Raw genomic sequence first — 20,136 nt, 5'->3', positions numbered from 1 at the left:
TATCCGCCTGTACAGCTGGACACTCTTCGGGGCTCAGAATGGGAGTTTTTCTGAAGCCTAAGGTCCGCTCCTCGCTCATAGCAGACATCACCTACCCACCGTCCGCTTCGCGCCAGAAGCAAACATAAAAAGTCAAAAAGGCCCCCTCTTCTACTGCGCCCTTATCTAAACAGTCTGGCTGCTGCTTTTAACGTCGCCTGTCGCCTCTTTTCAATAAAAGGCGCGGCCTGCTCCTGTGCGTTTTTTAACTGTTCTTTAGATGCGGTACGGGGTGAGCCGCAGGCAAAGGGAGGTTCGGGGTCATATTCCAAATGCAGTTGAATAGTCTGAGCAATATTGCTTCCGTGAATTTCTGACACAACGTTGAGCGCAAAATCGATACCTGATGTTACGCCTGCGCCGGTGATACGATTACGGTCACGAACTACGCGCTCATTGACCGGCTCCGCACCTAACAACGCGAGTTGATCCAGAGAAGCCCAGTGCGACGTTGCTTTATATCCATTCAGAAGCCCTGCTGCGCCCAGAACCAGCGACCCAGTGCAGACAGACGTCACCAGCCTGGCCTGTTCGCTTTGGGAACGGATAAATGAAAGGACGTCGTCATCGTCCATCAGGTTTATCTGTCCTGGCCCACCGGGAACACAAATTACATCCAGTTGTGGACAGGTTTTAAATGTGGTCGTTGGCTGTATAGCCATTCCACGATCGGACACGACAAGATCCAGGTTTTTCCAGATGAGATGAACCTGTGTGTTCGGTGCCCTGGCAAAAACTTCATACGGGCCAGTAAGATCAAGCTGAGTAAGCGCCGGAAACAGGAGCAGCCCGATGGATGTGCAGACAGAATCACTCATAGAAAATCCTTCTATCTAAAAAAGGTATAATGGCTTTTCCTTTAATAAAGACAACCCTTTGCTTAAAAAACAGACGCGCGCCGAATACATGTCATGCTCAACCCAGCGGTATTATCCTGGCGTTAAACGATGTATTGCTGGCCTGACATCATGACGGCGACGACGGCCAATCATCAGCCTGCTGGCCGCAGGCTGTTCATGATCGATCCCCGCGTCGTAGCCGTCTCAATGCCGCGTTCGTCAGGCGCAACGTCATCCGAAACATGACAAGATTCATCCGCCCGTTTTTTCACGCTTAGCCATTGGTAATAACGAGCCGCCCTGTCACATGGCCCTGCTCGTTGAGTTCGTGCGCAGCCGACACCTCCTCAAGCGTGAAGGTGCGCTCCACCGGCAACGTGAACGCACCCGCGACAAACAACTTTGCGGCACGCTCCAGGGCTGGTGTGGCGTTACTGTCCTCAAACAACGTTCTCACCCCATACTTGGGCGCCTGGAGGTCGGAGATTGAGACAACGCTTGACGGCGTACCGGTGATCGCCACCAAATCAGGTATGACACCGGAGCCGGCGATGTCGACGGCCGCCTGTACACCGCCCACAGCTAGCGCGGCAACCCGTTCGGGAAGTCCGGGGCCGTAGGTCGTCGGAATCGCTCCCAACGATCGCAGATAGGGATGCTTCGCCGCGCTAGCCGTGCCAATGGTATAGATGCCCGCTGCCCTGGCGAGTTGAATGACCGCAGAGCCCACCCCACCGGCGGCACCGCTGACTAACAGCGTTTCACCGGCTTTCAACGCTAACGCCGCAATGATTCGGGTGGCCGTCTCGACAGCCACCGGAAACGCCGCCGCCTCTTCAAACGAAAGGGTTTCAGGCTTGTGTGCCCATTCATAAAGGATCGCATATTCGGCCATCGTCGCATGGCCTCTGCCAAAGACCGGATCGCCGACTGACACGCCGGTCACCTCTTTCCCTACGGCGTCGACAACGCCCGCCGCGTCGTAACCCACGCCAGCCGGAAGCTCAAGCGGCATCATCTCGCGCATATATCCCGCGCGAAGTTTCCAGTCGATCGGATTGATGCCAGCCGCTTTGACTGCGATGCGTATCTGGCCAGGGCCGGGTTCAGGTAGATCGATATCTTCTACCTTCAGGACCTCTGGGCCGCCATATTCATAAAAACGGACTGCTTTCATTTGATAACTCCTTACCCTGTGATGAGAGGCCCCATCTTCCACTGAACCATAAATGGCGTATAGTGCTTAAAAACAAAACAGTTTGTCTCAAATATGGAACGAAATAGGGATCTTAGTGCACTCGCCGATTTCAATCTTGTTGCCACTCATGGCGGGTTTGGGCGCGCCAGCCGCGCGAGCGGACGGCCGAAAGCGACCCTGTCGCGCCATGTCAGCGCGCTGGAAGAGCAGATGAAAGTACGGCTGATCGAACGTGGTGGGCGCACGCTTCGTCTGACGCCGGAAGGCGCGATCCTGCACGCGCGTACCCTTGATCCCTTTGACGAAATTACGCAAGCGGTGGCAGAACTAAAAGCGGGCATAGGCCAGCCGCGTGGCGTATTGCGCGTTAGCGTGCCGCTGTTATTCGCCGATGTCTCGGTTGGGCGCTTAAGCGCGGCCTTCTGCGCCGCCTACCCCGAGATACGACTTGATGTCATTGCGGAAGATCGCCTCGTCGATTTAGTGAGCGATGGCTACGATGTCGTGGTGCGCTTCAATCCCCGCCACGACGACACGCTGGTCGGTCGCAAGTTTTTGAACGATCGCCTGGTACTTGTTGCGCCTCCACACCTGCCGCAGCCGCATTACGACGAAGAACCGCTGAAGCTGCCAGCGGTTGTACGCGCGGGTCGCGCCGTGGTTCCCGAATGGTCCATCATCGATGCTTCGGGCCGCGTGCGCACTTATCTCCCACAGCCAGTCATGTGCCTGTCGACGCCCTTTATGGCGCGCGATGCGGTACTTGCTGGCGCTGGCGTGGCCGTATTACCTCGCTCTGCCGTTGCTGACGCGTTAGCCTCGGGCCGGTTGGTCGAGTGGGGCACGGCGCAGGTGCCTGCTATCGAAGGTTGGGTACTGCACGCGTCGCGCCGACTGGTGAGTCCTAAGGTGAGCGCGTTCGTGACGTTCCTGTGCGAGCACTTCGCCTGATGCGCGCATCGACGCCGGTGACTGTGTCCACCCAGCCCAGCCATACCAGACTCAAGGCAGCCACGTCCCGATGGCGCCGCGTTGACGTCCGCAACCTTTTGCGCACGTCAACGCAGAAGTCACGCGTGCAGAAGCTGCCCTGAAACAGGCCGCCGCGGCATGTGTTCCGCCTACTGATCGGGAGGGATACGACGTCAGGCACTCTCCAGATGCACCGCGAGCCAGCGTCCGTGTTCATAGCGCAGCAAGCCGGATGCCTCAAAGCGCCAGAGGTGAAGCCAGCCATTATCCAGCAGTTGCCGGATGACCTCATGCTTTGCGATTACCGCTTCAATGGCAGTTTGCGGAGCATCGATGACCACGGTCAGGCGCAGCGGCTCGTGCATCCAACGCTTGCCGTCATGGAGCGACTGCAGTGCCAGACCGATGCGCAGATCGCCACCGTTGCCCTCGAAGACGCCAATGCGTCCACCCACGACGTTATGCAACACCTTGTTGCCGCTGCCCAGCCTCTGCGGATCGCAAGTGGACGCGTGATACTGCCAGTTGATCCAGTGTGTGACCAGCATCGGGGCGGTCATCAGACCTTCCAGCAGGCTACCGTCAACATCCTGACTGGCATCGTAGTCATGCAGGAAACTGCGCCCGCTCAGGACTACGCCACGGCTGCGCTGACGAGGCGCGATCAGAAAGGCGGCGTTGCCAGCAAGCCCCCATTCAGGCCGGGTTTGTGCACCGTCGTTAGCGCGACGACGTAACTGCCCCAGTAACTCATCTTTAGGCGCTCGCGGGTCCAGTTGAAGATCGGGCGCGCGGGCGCGGCGAACCTGGTCACAGGCTTGATTAAAAATGGGTTGCAACCATGCACAGCGCGCACGCGCACCTTGTGGCAACAGGTCGAGATCAAACCACTCGATTTCATCGGTGGTGGTATTGTGCAGCGCCGCCACAAACGCCGTGGAATCCGGGACGTTCACCCCCTGCAATTTCAGCCCCTGGCGAACCGCTGGTTCGTTGAGCAACTGCGCCAGGCTGCGCGCATTCACTTCGCCGGTCTGGCCACAGCATGCACCGCAGTCCAGTGCCGCTGCGTGGGCATTGTTGGCTGACTGGCTGCCATGCCCAACGAGAAGCACTATCGGTGCCAGACGTTGTGTCAGTCCCATGGCATGGAGAATGCCTGCCGCCAGCTTAACTTTGGCCGCTGTATCCAGCCCAACCAGTTGAGGACGGCAGATCTCGCGGTAGCGCGCGGGCAAGCCATCCAGGTCGTCCCGGGGACGTGCTTTTTTGCCTGGCAGTAACCTGTTCATCAGCTTGACGGAGTAGCTTAACCCGGCCGCTTCCACAAAAGAGAAAGCGGCACCCGGCCAGTGGCTAATGGCATGCCACTGATCGGCCATGGCAAACCGGGTCTGACGCGATCTGCTGGCTGCGTTTTGCCGTGCGGTATCGGCTTCGCACTGCGACGAATCAGCACAGACAATACGGTCGTTGACCTCTATGGAAGGCGCAAGTAAGCCAGGTAACTGGGGACGCCGGGCTTGCGTAGCCAGCGGCGTGTAGGCAATCGGAAGGCCGAAGAATCCTGCACAGCCGATGGTCTGCACGCCAGGACTGGCGGCCTCCAGGGCGCGGCGCAGCGGTTCACTACGCACATCAATGCAGAAGGCGGCCTGGACGTCGACAGCCTGCGCGCCCACCTCCTGGCCCTTTATCGAAGTCAGCCGATGCGCCAACTCACGCTGATAGCCGGTTTCCAGAGCCAGCTGCCAGACTTCGTCAATCAGCATGGCCTGTTCGGCCTCTTCCAGCACCTGAGGGGCTTGTGTCCAGGCGTGCTGAAGCGAGATAAATGCCTGCCGGGTAGCCGCATCATCTTTGCATTCTAAAAGGATCATGCCCCAGGCTAAACGAATAGCCAGCAAGTCGCGCAGGTGCGTATCCTTGCCGCCCGCCAACTCAGCCTGCCAGCCCAGATAAGCGCACCAGGATGCCCACCCATTGACGGTAAGTAACACCGATTCCAGATAATCTGCCCACACCGCTTCAGGCAGGCCCAAACGCTCGATGACCCAGCGCCCGGCATCCATGGCGTTATCCGGCAACGTCTTGATAGCCTTGTGGATGTTCGGTAAGCCCATTAACAAACCAATACCATGGTCATGCTTCAGAGTATCTCGCCAGAAGGTGTACAACCCCTGGTGGCGATCGGGCTGCCAGCTCGCCTGATGTTCGTCGAAGTAAGCGGCGCAGGTCTGGCTAACCTGATGCGTGATCGCTTGCCGCCAGGATAACCTTTTGTGGCGATGGGGATCGTTGTCGAGCATATCGATGAGTAGCGGTAATTGTCCCTGCCGGGCGCTTGCGTGCAGCGCCTGGGTGCACTGTTCAGCCGTCAGGCCGGCCGCTTGCGCCTCAGGTAGCTGACGCAGCGCCTGGGTCAGATCGGCCATGCTAATGCGACCTTCGCGCCAGGCCAGGCTCTGCCGATCTCGCGGTGGGAAGACCTGAATACCGCCGAGCACCGCCATCCGGGCAGCCACCTTGCGCACCGGCATGCCGATACGCGACCAATGCGGATTGACAGCGATAGCGCGATCCAGTGGCCATGCAGGTGCAATCGCATGGCAGGCCTGCTGGCAGGCTTGCTCGATCGCAACCTGCCGTGAATCTGCATTGGCTGCGGATTGCGCCAGGCTCGCCGAAACGGGTTTCTCTTTGTGGGTCAGTGTATCCATCAGGAAACTCTCCAGTTTAATGGTGTTAGTCAGCGCGGCCTGTCGACAACAGGTGCATCAGGGACGTCAGACTCAGCGGGCGTGGACGTTGTGGAAACCCCGTGCGCGGGCCATATGAGCAGCGTCAGACGCGTATAGGCTTCGTCCAGGTAAAAACCCGCGTAGCTCCACCGACGCCAGCGCGACAAGCGTTGTGGCTGCTTTTGCAGTAACACCTGACAGACATACAGTGCTGCCATACCTGCCAGCGCGATCAGGCCCAGACGATCATCAGGAGCGTCCTGCAAACCGAGCGGCAGCGTATGCAAAGCCAGGGCAATCATCGTCAGGCCGATAACCGTGAAGAGTCCGAAAAGAGATTGCAGCGTACGTGTCGAACCGTCTTGCGCGTCAGGCAACCACAGCAAGGGCGCCCACGCCATGCTCAGCACAACACTCCACCACCAGGGCCAGGCGGCAAGACCTGCCAGCGTCAGCACCAGAAATACCGCTGAAATCGTTAATACCGGGGCAAGAAGCACGCTCACCGTGCCGGGCAAGGAAACCCGGTGCAGCGCCTGCTGGCGAGTGTGTCTTACGCCCTCTGACGCGGACAGAAAAGCATGTGCTTTGTAGAGCGAATGACCTATGAGATGCAGAGCCGCCAGGGTAGTCAGGCCAAGTGCGCACTCAAGCAGCATAAAGCCCATTTGCGCGACGGTAGACCAGGCCAGGCGTACTTTTATGCTGATGCGCGTCAACATGACCATGCCTGCCAGCACCGCGGTCGTCAGCCCAAAAACCAGTAACAAGACTCGCGCAGCACTGGCCTGTTCTATCATCGGTGCGAAGCGAATCAGCACAAAGCCACCAAGATTGACGACGCCGGCATGCAGCAGCGCAGATACCGGCGTTGGGGCTTCCATCACCTGTATCAGCCAGCCATGCACGGGCAGTAAGGCTGTGCGGAGAATAACTGCCATCACCAGTAATACGGCGCTCGCCTGCAAAGACACAGACGCACCCTGCTGGGCGATGTGCATCCACAGGGCTGACAGCGAGAAACTGCCGACATCCCACCAGGCCAGCGCGGAAGCGCCGAGCAACATCACGTCAGCCATCCGATCGGCAATGTACTTTTTGTGTGCCGCAAACAGGGCAAAGGGGCGATCCGGATAAAAGCAAAGCAGGTGCTGCAGCGCTATGCCTACAGCGGCCCAGGCCGCGATGAGCAGCAGCCAGTTATCGGCCAGCAAGAGCAGATGGACACTGCCCAGAACAGCGGTCAGTGCGCCCATGTAGCGTCGCTGGTTGGCTTCCCCTTCAAGATAACGCGCAGAAAACGACGCGATGACGTTGCCGAGCAGTTGCACCAGCAAAGCCAACACCAGGCCAAACGTCGTGGCTTTGACTATGCCGGGCCATTGCACGACACGGATGTCCGCGGTAAGAGACAGTCCGGTGAAGACAATGGAGCCATACGACAGAATCTGCAAAACACGCCAAAGCGTCGGTGTAGGCACCCCGCCCCACCGCGTCAGTGCCGTTAACCCGAACATTAAAATTGCCGGTGCTAAAAAACAAACCAGGTAAAAAGCTTCAAGGATATTCATCGCCTAGCCCTTATGAATGTGACTGAGGGTATGTTCCTTGACGCAAACTATTCTGTAAAATATATTTATTTGAATAATTCGATACTTAAAAACGAACGATGAACCTTAACCAGTTAAATTTCCATCACCTTTTTTATTTTTGGCGCGTCGCCAAACTCGGGCACCTGACGCGGGCTGCCGAAGAGTTGGCGACCTCTCAATCGGCCGTTTCGGTGCAAATCCGACAGCTTGAGGAACGGCTTGGCGAAAGTTTGTTAATCCGCAAAGGCCGCCGCCTGATCCTCACGGACACAGGTCAGCTGGTCATGGCTTATGCCGACAATATTTTTGGACTTAGCCAGGAGATGCTGGGACGCTTAAAAGGCCGTTCAGCCGGTGTCACACGGTTACGTGTGGGCAGCGTGGCAACCCTGTCGCGCAATTATCAGGAAAACTGGATTCGGCCTGCGCTTACCGACCCTACTGTCTTGCTGACACTGGAGTCCGGATTGCTGGAAGGCCTGCTGGTCAGGTTGATGCAACATCAGCTCGATGTGGTGCTGGCCAATGAGACCGTTCCCGTGGACCCCGATCGTCCTTTGCACTTCGTGTATCTGGGCAGTCAGTCCATCTCTTTAGTCGGCCCGGCGAGCAAATGGGCATCGCGCCGTCTGCGCATCCCGGAAGATCTGGATAACGTGGAAATTGCCTTGCCCGGCCCACGTCATGCCTTGCGCGCGCAGTTTGATGTGCTGTGTTCTGCGGCGGGCGTAACGCCCAGAGTGCGCGCTGAAGTGGACGACATGGCTATGCTGCGTCTGATCGCTCGCGACAGCGGCTGGCTCACCGTATTGCCCGAGGTCGTGGTTCAGGATGAACTGCGTACCGGTATCCTTGTCACCGTAGGCCAATCGGCGGAGTTGCAGGAGCGCTTCTACGCCATTACCACGCCACACCGGCACCGTATCGACGTGCTGGAGCAACTCCTTACGGGGGCGCAAAAACGCCAGGCACAAGGCTAAGCATCGCGCCGAGACAGGCAGCCTGACAATGTGCAGATGGCAGGCAACCTGCGCGCGATGATCTCGCCCTTGTTTAGCGTGTTTCTCTGCCGGAAGCGGTCCGCTTCGTGAAAAAGGGTGATTTCATTTGGGATTCCCCCATTGCGTAACAGCTTGCTGTAATGCTTTTCGCAAAGCGGATCACAAATCGGCGCGTCAGATAACCCACTGCACAATTTAATATTGAATCTCCATTTTCACAGTGCCAGGATAAATCGGCATCACGCTTGTTACCGATTATCGGGCAAAACCTGAATGCAGGCTGGGGGATATTCCCTTCACCGCTGTATTTATGTTTTGCCCGATTTTGTTTCAGGAGTGAGCGATGCTGGTCAGACAAATACTGAATAATAATGTGGTCAGTGCGATTGATGATAACGGCCTTGAAGTTATTTTGACCGGACGCGGTCTGGGATTTAATACGCACAACGGTGCCAGTATTCATCCTCACGAGGCAGAAAAAATATTTCGTCTGGAAGATTCATCGATCTCTGCACGCTTTAAAGATCTGGTCAGTGAAGTCCCTATCGATATTCTCCAGCTTACCGCCGATATTGTCAGCCTGGCGCGCGAAAAGCTGAATCATAAATTAAGTGAAGGGCTGTATGTTACGCTGGCCGACCATCTTCATTTTGCCCTGGAACGTCATAAAAATAACGCGCTGCTCGCGAATCCACTGGAGTGGGAAGTGCGCCACTTTTACACCGCTGAGTATGCGATTGGCCGTCAGGCGCTGGGCATGGTGGTCGCCCGCACCGGCATGCTGTTACCGGACAGTGAAGCCTGTAGCATTGCACTGCATATCGTTAACGCCGGGCTTAACGACACGCTGGGAAAAACCGCAAAAATTACCCAACTCCTTTATCAGCTGCAACAAATCGTAAAATACTTTTTTACCCTTCATACCGATGAACACAGCCTGAATTACCAGCGTTTTATTACGCACCTGAAATTTTTTGCCCAGCGGGTCATCGATGGCGAGGTGTTAAATAATAACGATGACGAGTTTTTTGCGCTGGCGCAGCAGCGTTACGCGCGCACCCTTAAATGCGTTGACGCCATTAATGAGTTTGTTAAAAAACATTATCACCACAGCATGAGCAACTCTGAAAAACTCTATTTGACAGTGCACATCGAAAATATTGTGCAGCGCAGCGCGCCCGAGGTTTTACCCCCTAAAACGTAATGAAAAACCCATTCCGGCTTGTGACTGTTCAATCAGGCAAACCCCAGAAGCCTACCCACCCGGTTAACCCCGGTCATTGTGGATGACGTCATATTGACTTCAGTCTGGAGGGATTTATGAATTATCAGGACACCGCACAGCAAATCATTACACTGATTGGCGGGAAAGATAACGTACTGTCTTTATTTCACTGCATTACTCGCCTGCGTTTTTTACTTAAAGATAACAGCCTGGCCGACCGTCAGGCGCTTGAAGCGCTGGATGGCGTGATGGGCGTTAACCTTTCTGGCGATCAGTTTCAGCTAATCATTGGCAATGAGGTTGACCCCTTGTGCAAGGCGCTGCTGAGCCAGTTGCCATTACAGGACACCCCGCAGCGCGCCACGTCGCGCAGCCATCCCGTTTCGGCGCTGCTGGAGGGATTATCCAGCATCTTTTCGCCCATTATTCCCGCCATTGCCGGTGCCGGTATCCTCAAGGGAATACTGGCGCTGTTGGTGGCGTTTCACTGGCTTGAAGCGCATAACCAGAGCTATCAGGTGCTGTTAGCCATCAGCGACGGCGTGTTTTATTTCCTGCCGCTGGCGCTGGCGTTCAGTGCGGCCAGGCGGTTTGGTGCCAATCCTTACGTCGCCGTGGCGCTGGCGGCCTCGCTCTTTCACCCTGCCCTGCAAACCCTGTTCAACGCCGGTGAGCCGATCCACTTTCTGGGATTACCCGTGCCCGCGGTGAATTATGCCTCGACGGTGATTCCGGTGCTGCTGTCGATATGGCTGCTGAGCTATGTGGAACGCCTGATCGACAGCCTGATGCCCGCGGCGCTGAAAACCATGTTTGTTCCGCTCCTGAGCCTGCTGATTGTCACACCCATTACGCTTATCGCCATCGGCCCGTTGGGGATCTTTGCCGGTAATGCGCTGACCGGCGGTATTATCTGGCTGGTCGAAAACATGGGGATTGTCGCCGGCATTGTGGTGGGCGGGACATTATCGCTGATTATTATTACCGGTATGCACTATGTGCTGGTGCCCGTGATGATCCACAACATCAGCCAACTGGGCTTCGACCCGTTTAAAATCCTGTTTTATGTTGCCAATCTCGGTCAGGCAGGTGCGGCATTCGGCGTATTCCTGCGGGCCAAAGATAAAAAGCTCAAGTCACTGGCGCTCACCACCAGCTTCAGCGCCGCAATGGGCATTACCGAACCCGCGATGTACGGCATCAATATTCGTTACAAACGGCCGTTTGCCGCCGCCCTGCTCGGCGGGGCCTGCGGCGGCGCATTTGCGATGGCTATGGGGGTAAAAACCTATGCGTTTGCGCTCAGCGGACTGCCCGGCATTCCCGCGCTGGTCGGCCCGACCTTTATCTATGCCCTGTTCAGTCTGGCAATCGCCTTTGGCAGCGCCGCCCTGCTCACCGTGCTGCTGGGTTTTGATGAGTCGACCCAGCAGTCCGCCGCCGATGTGGCGTCCGCACCCGGTCTTCATCGTCACGATCCCGAAAAACTCTTTGCGCCCGTGAGTGGTGAGATTACGCCGCTGAGTGCGCTGGCCGATCCGGTTTTTGCCGACGAGATTTTTGGTAAAGGACTGGCTATCTACCCGACAGTTGGCGAACTGCGTTCTCCGGTGGACGGCCGAGTCGAGTCGCTGTTTGAAACCCACCATGCGCTGGGGCTGAAGAGCGACACCGGTGCGGAAATCCTGATCCACATTGGCATCGACACCGTCAAACTCGGCGGCCGCCACTTCACCAGCCATATTCAGCCCGGGCAGTTTATCGGCACGGGCGATCTGTTAGTCACGTTCGATCTGGCCGCGCTTCAGGCCGAAGGCATCGACCCGAGCGTAATTGTGATTGTGACTAACAGCGAGCGCTATGGCGCTATCCACCCGGTCAAAGCCACCGGGAACATCGCCTGTCGCGATGCCTTTCTGACACTCACCGCCGCAGCGGTTTAAGGAGCAAAATATGACGTATCCAACAGCCTTTCCTGAGGGATTTTTGTGGGGCGGAGCAACCGCCGCGAATCAGCTTGAAGGTGCCTGGGATGTCGGTGGCAAAGGATTATCGGTTTCCGATGTGTATACTTTTGACACGGCTACCCCGCAATCACAATGGCTGGATCAGTGGCTCAGCATGACGCATGCTCAGGTCGCAGAAGCCCAGAACCCAGACAGTAAAAAGTATTATCCCAAGCGCAAAGGCAACGGCTTTTACACCCATTTCAAAGAGGATATCGCGCTGTTCGCCGGTATGGGATTTAAATGCTTTCGTATGTCGATTGCCTGGACGCGCATCTTTCCGCGCGGCGATGAGGCGGAACCCAACGAGGCGGGCCTGCAGTTTTATGATCAGGTACTGGATGCCCTGCTCGCACAGGGTATTGAACCCATTGTCTCGCTGTCGCATTACGAGATGCCGCTGGCGCTGGTGACAGACTACGGTGGCTGGCCGAACCGCCAACTGGTGGACTTTTATGTCCGCTTTGCCACCACGGTATTCACCCGCTATCGCAAAAAAGTGAAGTACTGGATGACCTTTAACGAGATCAACTGCGTGAAGCACCATCCATATGTGAGCGTGGGCGTGATTGAAGAAGGTCATCCTCACCTGGAGCAAGATAAATATCAGGGCGCGCACCATCAGTTTGTCGCCAGCGCGCTGGCCACCAAAGCGTGCCACGCGATTATCCCCGGTTCTCAGGTGGGCTGTATGATCAGCTATCAGATCCTCTATCCGCACACCTGCCATCCGGATGACGTACAGGCCTGTGAAGAGATGCAGCGCGTGTCGTTATTTTTTAGCGATGTGCAGGCGCGCGGTTATTATCCGGCTTATGCCGACAGAATGCTGGCGGAGAAAGGCGTGCAGCTCATTAAGGCCGTGGGCGACGATGAGATCCTGCGGCAACATCCGGTGGACTTTGTTTCCTTCAGCTATTACATGTCCAGCACCGTCAGCGCCCAGCCGGAAAAACTGACCGGCGCGCAGGGCAACCTGATTACCGGCGGGATTCGTAACCCGCATCTGGCGACCAGTGAATGGGGTTGGCAAATCGATCCCAAAGGCCTGCGGCTGGCCCTGAATCAGCTTTATGACCGCTATCAAAAGCCGCTCTTTATCGCCGAAAACGGTCTGGGTGCGGTGGATACCGTCAAGGCTGACGGCAGCATTGATGATGATTACCGTATCGACTACCTGCGCCAGCATGTGGCGCAGATGAAAGAAGCGATTGCCGACGGCGTTGCACTGTTTGGCTATACCTGGTGGGGGCCGATCGACGTCGTCAGTGCCGGCACCGGGCAGATGTCCAAACGCTATGGTTTTATTTACGTGGATCAGGATGATATGGGCAACGGCACCCAGACGCGTTCATTGAAAAAGAGCTATCACTGGTATAAAAAGTTGATTGCCTCTAACGGTGAAGACACCGGCTGCTGATCCGGTTTATCGCCATGACCATGACCTGCAGGCAGGCGCTGTCGGCAGGTCATGTTATTTCAGCCTCTGCCATGCTGATGCGGCAGACAGACTGACTGCCATCTGAACCCCAAGGAGAAGGTTGATTTGAACACCCTGCATCTGGTCGATCCCGAACTGCTGCCCGCCCTGGCAAACAGCGCGCCGCTTGAGCTTACCCCGGAAACCATTGTGGCGCTGCGCCGCGAACGCCAGGACGCCGCCGTAAAACAGGTTCAGACCTACCGTGACGGCGGACTGTACATTGAAGAACACAGCATCGATTCCCCCGACCATCCGCCCGTCAGAGTCTGTGTGATTACCCCGGTCAGCGCGACCCCAAGGCGAATGGGCATTTTGCATATTCATGGCGGCGGTCATCTGTTTGGCAGCCCGGAGCAATCCCTTTCACTGACCAGCGTAACGGCACTGCGCCACAACTGCGTCGTGGTCTCAGTGGACTATCGCCTGTCACCGGAAACGGTTTTTCCAGGTTCGCTGGAGGACTGCTATGTGGTACTGAACTGGATGGTGCGTCAGGCCGACATGCTGGGCATCGATCCGGCACACATTGGTTTAATGGGCGACAGCGCCTGTGCCGGGTTGGCCGCCTCGCTGGCGCTGCTGGCAAGGGATCGCGATGGCCCCAAACTGGCCTTCCAGAATCTGATGTTCCCGATGCTGGATGACCGCACGGTGACGGAAACGCATCCCAATCCCGTGACCGGCGAGTTTGCCTGGACGCGCGAATATAATCGTATTGGCTGGACCGCACTGCTGGGCGAGGAACCCGGCAGCGAAACGATCTCGCCTTATGCCGCACCGGCACGCGCCAGCAACCTCGCCGGGCTTCCGCCCGTCTGGATAGGTGTAGGAACGCTGGACCTGTTTCTGGATGAGAACCTCGACTACGCACAACGGCTGATCCGTGCCGGTGTCGCCGTGGAGCTGCACGTCTGGCCCGGTGCCTTTCATGGCTTTCATGCCAGCGACACGGCGGCAGTGTCGCGACAGGCCAGGGAACTGCGCCAGCGCTGGCTGTCGCGCTTTAATCCCTGCCCATGACGCCAGAATCAGCCCGGTTGGGCGATTGGCCTGCCCGGATTTACGACAGCCGTTAACTTACCCGGAGTCATCAATGCAAACGCTGCACATCGTGCCCCGCCTGATGAAAGCGCTGCGGGCGGGGGAAAAACGTCATACGATACGCTGGCAGGAAGCCAACATCACCCCAGGACCGCTGCGCTATATCAGCAGCGAAGACCCGGAATCCGTCGTCATCGTTAACGTTGAACGCGTGGTCACTCTGCCGCTGTCCTCCGTGGCGCAGTATCTGGGTAAAGACGATGAGTGGCCCGATGCGGTGCTGTTAGCAGGAATGCAGGCGCATTATCCGGCGATTCAGCTCAGGTCAGAGGTTGAGGTTATCCATCACTCAGCGCCGCTTGAGGATGAAACCTGACGACGCTGTTTTCACCGGAGAACGTCATGTTAGATGTGCTTAAACAGCTGGAATGCAGCCTGCATCATGAAAAGCGCCACGATTTAGCGTGGCTTGAACAGACACTGCATCCTGAATTTAAAGAGATCACCCTTTCAGGCACGCTGCTGAACCGTGAGCAAATCATCGCGGCGCTCATGAATGAAGAGCGCGCGCAGGCCATTATCAGCAGCGACTTTCAACTGATGGAGGTCGGAACCCAGCATGCCATTTTGCTTTACCGCACCTCACAGCCGGACGGCAGCCGTGCCGCATTACGTTCGTCCCACTGGGTTTTATCCGCAGCGCATGGCTGGCAGATGATTTTTCATCAGGGCAGCACGGCAGCCGTCGGGTCATAGTTTGGGGTTTGGGAAAAAAGCGTGGGCTGTCCACGCAGCCGTAAAACAGACCCACAACCTGTGGCAATCATGGCCGACAGGCAGCCATGCGCGTTATTTCACCACAGGATTTTTCTGCAGCGACAGCGCATCCATAAATGCGTCATCTAACTGGAGATGCGCTTTTACCAGCTCACGCGGCGTACCGGCCAGCCACTGATTGAGTGAGATATCGGCGTAATAGTCACTTTTGAATAACTCCAGGAAACGCAGCGGCCCCTTGCCGGTGTTTTCAACATAGTGGCCCATGGCGAAGGGCACATAGCCGACATCCCCTGCCCGATAATCAAATGTTCTTGCCTGACCCGATGAGGCAAAAACGCCCATGCGTCCTTCCCCTTCCAGGTAGTATTGCCATTCATCGTTATTCGGGTGCCAGTGCAACTCGCGTAATCCACCGGGGGCGATTTCAACCAGGGCTGCCGCGATGGTTTTGGACACCTTAAAGGTTGAGGAGTCGGTGATTCTGACCGTGCCGCCTGGTGCCTTTATGGGTTCCTGTGCCAGCATGTGGTGGGTAAAGGTGCGTTTGGCTTTGGTTGCGCCTTTCACCGCCACTGACTCCAGGCTGCCGGGCACCTTCGCGGCAAAAATATATTCATCCGCTGGCGAAGGCAGGTGGTCGAAGGTGGATACCGGGACGTTGAAGTTTTTCGCCAGAATGTCCGGCGGGATATGTTTGAACCAGTCGGATAACAGAAACGTGCTGTCCTCATCAAATCCGCCATCGTCGAAGGCCAGCAGAAACTCGCATCCATCAGGCCCGATGCCCTGAATTGAGTGCGGGATGCCCGGCGGAAAATACCATAAGTCTCCCGGGCCAATATCATCGATAAACCAACTGCCATCAGTATCAAACGCGGTGACGCGGGCGTTGCCGTAGGTCATGTAGGCCCATTCGCCCTCTTTATGCCAGTGTAATTCGCGGATGCCGCCGGCATTCAGGCGCATGTCCACGCCGGCAATGGTGGTCGAAATGGCTAATTCACGCTTGGTGACCTGGCGCGTCCATCCGCCGCTGCTTTTGCGCACGTGCGCATCACTGAATGAAAAACGCAGGTTCGGTAACGTCCCGCTGTCGGTCGAAGGTGGATTAACAATATCCGGATTTTCTGCTTCGCGGATGGGATCGTGCGGCCCGGGATCGCGACCACCGGTCGGAAAGGACTGAATGCTGTCATGCGCATGAACCTGTCCAGCCGCCAGCGCCACCGTCCCGCCTGCGGCAAACGCCATAAAACTTCTTCGGGTTAATTTACTCATTAATAAAATACCTCATTCCTTGCTGATAAAATCGCCGACATGCGCTGCCATAAGTAATCTATAGCGGGATAAGTTAAATTTTATTAATGGTATATGTAAATTTTGATGACATCCGCACGCCCGATCTGGCGCAGAAATTATCAACCGGTGCTAACTCTTTTCAGCTGGTTGATGAAAGGTTAACTTTTCTTATCGATATCAGCCCGCAACTGGCACAAAAGGGTAATTTTCGCGCGTAATGTCAATATCGACGCCGATCATACTTCGTTACAGGCCCGCTCCGTTTTCGCCGCGCTTGCGGGTTGATTGCTGGCACGGCGCAGTGCCGCAGGAAAGCCTTAACCCGGTCAGGCTGACAACCGCGCACGGGAATGATTGGGGATATTCAGCCAGGCGTCAACATCGCCGGGGTGCGGGCTAATGCATGACCGGGAAGAGGTGAAAGCCGGGAATCATACGGCGGGATTGCTGGGCTACACAGGGGCGCTGTGCGTCCGGCCAGGCCACATCTGCGCCAGCCAGACGACAGGGACAGGCTGTCAGAACAGGACATCCTGACGCGGCGATGAGGCTGCGGACTGCGGCGCGCGGGCTGAGAATGCTGCACCTTCAGCCTGCTGCGGACAAATCGGGTAAGCGCGGTGGCGCTCTGGCAAATTCACAATAATGATGCTGTCTTCAGGTCCATCAAGCACATCATCCATCAGGCTCAAATATTCATAAGGATTTTGCATAAATCGTCTCTGTTCCGTTATCCATAGTGAAGCAGGTCATACAGCAAACACAGGCACGATATGATCATTGCCAGGGATCGATAATAGCTGCTGAGCACCATGTCACAAGCAGATTACGCTTATATGACAGCCCACAGGCGAAAACAGCGGCGTGCGCCAGGCACGCCGCCCCCGGTCAGAAGAAGCCCAGCGGCTGAATGCTGTAGCTCACCAACAGGTTTTTGGTCTGCTGATAGTGATCGAGCATCATCTTATGTGTCTCGCGCCCAATGCCTGATTTTTTATAGCCTCCAAAGGCGGCATGAGCGGGATAAAGGTGATAGCAGTTGGTCCAGACGCGACCGGCTTTAATCGCCCGTCCGACGCGATAGGCCCGGTTGATATCACGTGTCCAGACACCCGCGCCCAGGCCATAGATGGAGTCGTTAGCAATGGCGATGGCCTCCGCTTCGTCCTTAAAGGTGGTAATGCCCACCACCGGACCAAAGATCTCTTCCTGGAACACCCGCATGCTGTTGTTGCCTTTCAGCAACGTGGGCTGGATGTAGTAACCGCTGGCAAGCGAGTCATCGAGCTTCTCAACGCCCCCGCCGATCAGCACCTCGGCACCTTCCTGACGGGCGATTTCCAGATAAGAGAGGATTTTATCGAACTGCTGCTGAGAGGCCTGCGCGCCCACCATCGTCTCCGTATCCATGGGATCGCCGCGCTTGATGGTTTTGATACGTTTGAGCACCGCCGCCATAAAGGGTTCGTAAATCGACTCCTGCACCAGCGCCCGTGATGGACAGGTACAGACTTCGCCCTGATTGAGGAAGCCGAGCACAACGCCTTCCGCCGCTTTCTCAATAAAGCTCTCTTCGGCCTGCATAATGTCTTCGAAGAAGATGTTTGGCGATTTGCCGCCCAGCTCAACGGTAGACGGAATCAAGCTTTTCGCGGCCAGTTCCAGGATATGGCCGCCCGTGGCCGTCGATCCGGTAAAGGCCACTTTGGCAATGCCCGGATGTGAAGCCAGCGCCTCACCGGCTTCTTTACCATAACCGTGGACCACGTTAAGCACGCCCGGAGGAAGCAGATCTTTGATCAGGTCAACAAACAGGGTGATCGACAGCGGCGTCTGCTCTGCGGGCTTAAGCACTACGCAGTTGCCTGCCCCCAGTGCCGGTGCCAGCTTCCACGCCGCCATCAGCAGCGGAAAGTTCCACGGGATGATTTGCGCTACCACGCCCAGTGGCTCATGGAAGTGATAGGCGGCGGTAAATTCGTCGATCTCTGCGGCGCTGCCCTCCTGCGCTCTCACGCAACCGGCAAAATAGCGGAAGTGATCCACCGCCAGCGGCATATCAGCGGCCAGGGTTTCCCGCACCGGTTTACCGTTGTCCCAGGTTTCATTCACCGCCATATATTCAAGCTTCTCTTCCAGCCGGTCGGCAATCCTGAGCAGCACCAGCGCGCGCTGTTGAGGCGAGGTTTTCCCCCATGCGTCCGCCGCAGCCGCAGCGGCGGCGACCGCGTTATCGACATCGGCCTTGTCTGAGCGGGGAAAGGCGCCGGCGTCAGAGCCATTAACCGGCGAGGTATTGCTGAAGTAGTTGCCATTGACCGGCGCAACGAACTCACCGTTGATGAAATTGCCATAGTGCTTTTGCAACGTGATGAGAGAACCGGGTTCTCCTGGCGCAGCATAACGCATGTTGAATCTCCTTACGCAGTAGGATGTGAAACAACTTTGAAACCTATTGTTAACATATTAGATCAGCGTCAGCCTGACAGGTTTGTTATCCCTAAACTGTGACCGCGACGAAGGAAAATCCGCGATGGGCGCACTACAGATAATTCCGACTTTTTGCCGCTTCGCCAGTTAACTGGAAACTTTTGAGCACGATGGGGTCAATATGGGGATATGTTCACTCTGGAGGTAAGTAAGCATGTTAGCTTCGGCTTTCACCTTAATGCGCGCTAAAGCAGATTTCGTCCACCAGTTCATCCGTAATCCGCGCAAAATGGGCAGCATTACTCCTTCCTCTGATGCGCTGTGCCGCACCATGGTTGAATCGGTGGAATGGAACAGTCAGTTGCGGATTGCCGAGTTGGGTGCGGGAGACGGTGTGCTAACGCGTCGCCTGCTGGCTCAGATGGCCCCGAACGCGACGCTGGATGTGTTTGAAATCAGCAGCACGCTGGCGCAAAAGCTGAGCGCGCTGGATGACGCGCGAATGACGGTGCGCACCTGTTCAGCGGAGTACCTCAACGGCAGCTATGACGCCATCTTTTCTGGCCTGCCGCTGTTGTCGTTGTCGCCGGAACTGCGCGATGCCATTCTGCAGGCGGTTTATCACGCCCTGGGACCCAACGGCGTCTTTGTGCAGTTCCAGTACACCTCACTGACCCAGCCCGATCTGTCACGTTACTTTACCTGGGAACGCCGACGGGTATTAAAAAACGTTCCGCCAGCCTGGGTTTATCGCTGTACCCGCCACTATGCGCCCTGAGCGCTGTTAACCGCCGGGCGCGTTTGCAACCAGAAATGGTATAAGACGCTGCGCGCCCAGTCCGCCCCCTGCAGTTCTTCCCCGTCGCGCTCACAGGCTTCCGGCAGGCACGCGTCCATAATGCGGCGGTCAAACTCCGGATGAAACTGCACCGACAGCGCACAGGATGAATAGCGCAATATCTGGCAGCCATCCTTTTCCGATACGGCCAGCACCTTCGCGTGAGCTGGCGGCGTAATCACCGACTGACGATGTGAAAGCCAGGCCTCAAAGGTATCTGGCAAGGTGGCCAGCAGAGGATCGTGGCGGGCCTGCGGCGTCGTGGTTAACCTAATCAGCCCGCGCTCCCAGTCATTGGGGTTATCGTCCACCTTCCCCCCCAATGCATAAGCCATAAGCTGGTGTCCGTAGCAGACGCCGAGCAGCGGTAAACGCGCCTCCATTGCCGCCCGAATCCAGGCCGCCGTGCGTTCACTCCAGTCCGCATGATCGGTCACCATCGCCCACGAACCGCTCAACACCGCACCCGAGATTTCAGTAAACTGCGGCAGCGTTTCGCCCAGATGGGGACGGACAATAAGGTAATCGTCGGGTTGTAAATTCAGCGCCTCGATAAACCATACCGGTTGTTCACCGATTTTCTCGACCACGTTGGCGGGAGGAACATCTAACTGGATAAGGGCAAGGGGCAATACAGGCGTGGAAATCATAC

At 56.6% G+C, this 20,136-nt stretch carries 17 protein-coding genes; 9 read left to right on the top strand and 8 right to left on the bottom strand.

Annotation, left to right across the window (positions count from 1 at the left end):
* Positions 1 to 161 precede the first annotated feature (161 nt).
* Together A6A26_RS13340 and A6A26_RS13335 are read right to left on the bottom strand one after the other, a co-directional pair.
* Positions 162 to 857, bottom strand: coding sequence for a DJ-1/PfpI family protein (locus A6A26_RS13340; protein ID WP_063879176.1), 696 nt, complete (start codon positions 855 to 857; stop codon positions 162 to 164).
* A 295-nt stretch (positions 858 to 1,152) separates the two neighbouring features.
* On the bottom strand, positions 1,153 to 2,055 hold the full coding sequence (locus tag A6A26_RS13335; RefSeq protein WP_063879175.1) for an NADP-dependent oxidoreductase: 903 nt from the start codon (positions 2,053 to 2,055) through the stop codon (positions 1,153 to 1,155).
* Positions 2,056 to 2,148: 93 nt separating this feature from the next.
* Between A6A26_RS13335 and A6A26_RS13330 the strand changes: the two genes are divergently transcribed.
* Entirely contained in the window at positions 2,149 to 3,027 is an 879-nt protein-coding gene (locus A6A26_RS13330; RefSeq protein ID WP_063879174.1) for a LysR family transcriptional regulator, read from the top strand.
* Between the two features lie 194 nt (positions 3,028 to 3,221).
* Here the strand turns inward: A6A26_RS13330 and A6A26_RS13325 are convergent, their stop codons facing one another.
* Both A6A26_RS13325 and A6A26_RS13320 read right to left on the bottom strand, forming a co-directional pair.
* A complete protein-coding gene (locus A6A26_RS13325; protein WP_082875180.1) occupies positions 3,222 to 5,768 on the bottom strand; it encodes a YbcC family protein in 2,547 nt (848 codons plus the stop codon).
* 29 nt (positions 5,769 to 5,797) lie between these two features.
* A complete protein-coding gene (locus A6A26_RS13320; protein WP_063879172.1) occupies positions 5,798 to 7,360 on the bottom strand; it encodes an NADH-quinone oxidoreductase subunit L in 1,563 nt (520 codons plus the stop codon).
* Between the two features lie 98 nt (positions 7,361 to 7,458).
* Here A6A26_RS13320 and A6A26_RS13315 point away from each other — a divergent pair, with 98 nt between their 5' ends.
* From A6A26_RS13315 to A6A26_RS26000, 7 genes are all read left to right on the top strand, one after another.
* Positions 7,459 to 8,361, top strand: coding sequence for a LysR family transcriptional regulator (locus A6A26_RS13315; RefSeq protein WP_063879171.1), 903 nt, complete (start codon positions 7,459 to 7,461; stop codon positions 8,359 to 8,361).
* A 364-nt stretch (positions 8,362 to 8,725) separates the two neighbouring features.
* Entirely contained in the window at positions 8,726 to 9,586 is an 861-nt protein-coding gene (gene licT / locus A6A26_RS13310; protein WP_063879170.1) for a BglG family transcription antiterminator LicT, read from the top strand.
* Positions 9,587 to 9,702: 116 nt separating this feature from the next.
* Entirely contained in the window at positions 9,703 to 11,550 is a 1,848-nt protein-coding gene (locus tag A6A26_RS13305) for a beta-glucoside-specific PTS transporter subunit IIABC (RefSeq protein WP_063879169.1), read from the top strand.
* A 10-nt stretch (positions 11,551 to 11,560) separates the two neighbouring features.
* On the top strand, positions 11,561 to 13,033 hold the full coding sequence (locus A6A26_RS13300) for a glycoside hydrolase family 1 protein (RefSeq protein ID WP_063879168.1): 1,473 nt from the start codon (positions 11,561 to 11,563) through the stop codon (positions 13,031 to 13,033).
* Between the two features lie 126 nt (positions 13,034 to 13,159).
* Complete coding sequence (locus A6A26_RS13295) at positions 13,160 to 14,116, top strand: alpha/beta hydrolase (protein ID WP_063879167.1); 957 nt, start codon at positions 13,160 to 13,162, stop codon at positions 14,114 to 14,116.
* A gap of 73 nt (positions 14,117 to 14,189) precedes the next feature.
* On the top strand, positions 14,190 to 14,513 hold the full coding sequence (locus A6A26_RS26005; protein WP_063879166.1) for an ASCH domain-containing protein: 324 nt from the start codon (positions 14,190 to 14,192) through the stop codon (positions 14,511 to 14,513).
* Between the two features lie 26 nt (positions 14,514 to 14,539).
* The gene (locus tag A6A26_RS26000) at positions 14,540 to 14,893 is read left to right on the top strand and encodes a nuclear transport factor 2 family protein (RefSeq protein ID WP_063879165.1); all 354 of its coding nucleotides are present in this window, start codon (positions 14,540 to 14,542) and stop codon (positions 14,891 to 14,893) included.
* Positions 14,894 to 14,986: 93 nt separating this feature from the next.
* Here A6A26_RS26000 and A6A26_RS13280 read toward each other — a convergent pair whose 3' ends face one another.
* The 3 genes from A6A26_RS13280 to A6A26_RS13270 form a co-directional block, all read right to left on the bottom strand.
* The gene (locus A6A26_RS13280; protein ID WP_063879164.1) at positions 14,987 to 16,195 is read right to left on the bottom strand and encodes an oxalate decarboxylase family bicupin; all 1,209 of its coding nucleotides are present in this window, start codon (positions 16,193 to 16,195) and stop codon (positions 14,987 to 14,989) included.
* A 539-nt stretch (positions 16,196 to 16,734) separates the two neighbouring features.
* Positions 16,735 to 16,929: a hypothetical protein gene (locus tag A6A26_RS13275; RefSeq protein WP_063879163.1), complete on the bottom strand. Its 195-nt coding sequence runs from the start codon at positions 16,927 to 16,929 to the stop codon at positions 16,735 to 16,737.
* Between the two features lie 175 nt (positions 16,930 to 17,104).
* Positions 17,105 to 18,625, bottom strand: a complete 1,521-nt coding sequence (locus tag A6A26_RS13270; RefSeq protein ID WP_063879162.1) for an acetaldehyde dehydrogenase ExaC — start codon at positions 18,623 to 18,625, stop codon at positions 17,105 to 17,107.
* A gap of 235 nt (positions 18,626 to 18,860) precedes the next feature.
* On the opposite strand from A6A26_RS13270, the gene A6A26_RS13265 reads away from it, so the two are divergent.
* Positions 18,861 to 19,424: a class I SAM-dependent methyltransferase gene (locus A6A26_RS13265; protein ID WP_063879161.1), complete on the top strand. Its 564-nt coding sequence runs from the start codon at positions 18,861 to 18,863 to the stop codon at positions 19,422 to 19,424.
* Here A6A26_RS13265 and A6A26_RS13260 read toward each other — a convergent pair.
* Positions 19,412 to 20,134, bottom strand: a complete 723-nt coding sequence (locus A6A26_RS13260) for a glutamine amidotransferase (RefSeq protein ID WP_063879160.1) — start codon at positions 20,132 to 20,134, stop codon at positions 19,412 to 19,414. The genes A6A26_RS13265 and A6A26_RS13260 overlap by 13 nt on opposite strands.
* Positions 20,135 to 20,136: the final 2 nt, after the last annotated feature.

Origin of the sequence: Pantoea sp. OXWO6B1 (genome assembly GCF_001641135.1) — a bacterium.
GTDB lineage: Bacteria > Pseudomonadota > Gammaproteobacteria > Enterobacterales > Enterobacteriaceae > Pantoea > Pantoea allii.
This window is presented reverse-complemented; position numbering and strand designations above follow the sequence as displayed.

What these genes read in the sequence shown, in the direction of transcription:
- A6A26_RS13340 (WP_063879176.1), bottom strand. Translation starts at nt 857, where the DNA reads ATGAGTGATTCTGTCTGCACATCCATCGGGCTGCTCCTGTTTCCGGCG.
- A6A26_RS13335 (WP_063879175.1), bottom strand. Translation starts at nt 2,055, where the DNA reads ATGAAAGCAGTCCGTTTTTATGAATATGGCGGCCCAGAGGTCCTGAAG.
- A6A26_RS13330 (WP_063879174.1), top strand. Translation starts at nt 2,149, where the DNA reads ATGGAACGAAATAGGGATCTTAGTGCACTCGCCGATTTCAATCTTGTT.
- A6A26_RS13325 (WP_082875180.1), bottom strand. Translation starts at nt 5,768, where the DNA reads ATGGATACACTGACCCACAAAGAGAAACCCGTTTCGGCGAGCCTGGCG.
- A6A26_RS13320 (WP_063879172.1), bottom strand. Translation starts at nt 7,360, where the DNA reads ATGAATATCCTTGAAGCTTTTTACCTGGTTTGTTTTTTAGCACCGGCA.
- A6A26_RS13315 (WP_063879171.1), top strand. Translation starts at nt 7,459, where the DNA reads ATGAACCTTAACCAGTTAAATTTCCATCACCTTTTTTATTTTTGGCGC.
- licT (WP_063879170.1), top strand. Translation starts at nt 8,726, where the DNA reads ATGCTGGTCAGACAAATACTGAATAATAATGTGGTCAGTGCGATTGAT.
- A6A26_RS13305 (WP_063879169.1), top strand. Translation starts at nt 9,703, where the DNA reads ATGAATTATCAGGACACCGCACAGCAAATCATTACACTGATTGGCGGG.
- A6A26_RS13300 (WP_063879168.1), top strand. Translation starts at nt 11,561, where the DNA reads ATGACGTATCCAACAGCCTTTCCTGAGGGATTTTTGTGGGGCGGAGCA.
- A6A26_RS26005 (WP_063879166.1), top strand. Translation starts at nt 14,190, where the DNA reads ATGCAAACGCTGCACATCGTGCCCCGCCTGATGAAAGCGCTGCGGGCG.
- A6A26_RS26000 (WP_063879165.1), top strand. Translation starts at nt 14,540, where the DNA reads ATGTTAGATGTGCTTAAACAGCTGGAATGCAGCCTGCATCATGAAAAG.
- A6A26_RS13280 (WP_063879164.1), bottom strand. Translation starts at nt 16,195, where the DNA reads ATGAGTAAATTAACCCGAAGAAGTTTTATGGCGTTTGCCGCAGGCGGG.
- A6A26_RS13275 (WP_063879163.1), bottom strand. Translation starts at nt 16,929, where the DNA reads ATGCAAAATCCTTATGAATATTTGAGCCTGATGGATGATGTGCTTGAT.
- A6A26_RS13270 (WP_063879162.1), bottom strand. Translation starts at nt 18,625, where the DNA reads ATGCGTTATGCTGCGCCAGGAGAACCCGGTTCTCTCATCACGTTGCAA.
- A6A26_RS13265 (WP_063879161.1), top strand. Translation starts at nt 18,861, where the DNA reads ATGTTAGCTTCGGCTTTCACCTTAATGCGCGCTAAAGCAGATTTCGTC.
- A6A26_RS13260 (WP_063879160.1), bottom strand. Translation starts at nt 20,134, where the DNA reads ATGATTTCCACGCCTGTATTGCCCCTTGCCCTTATCCAGTTAGATGTT.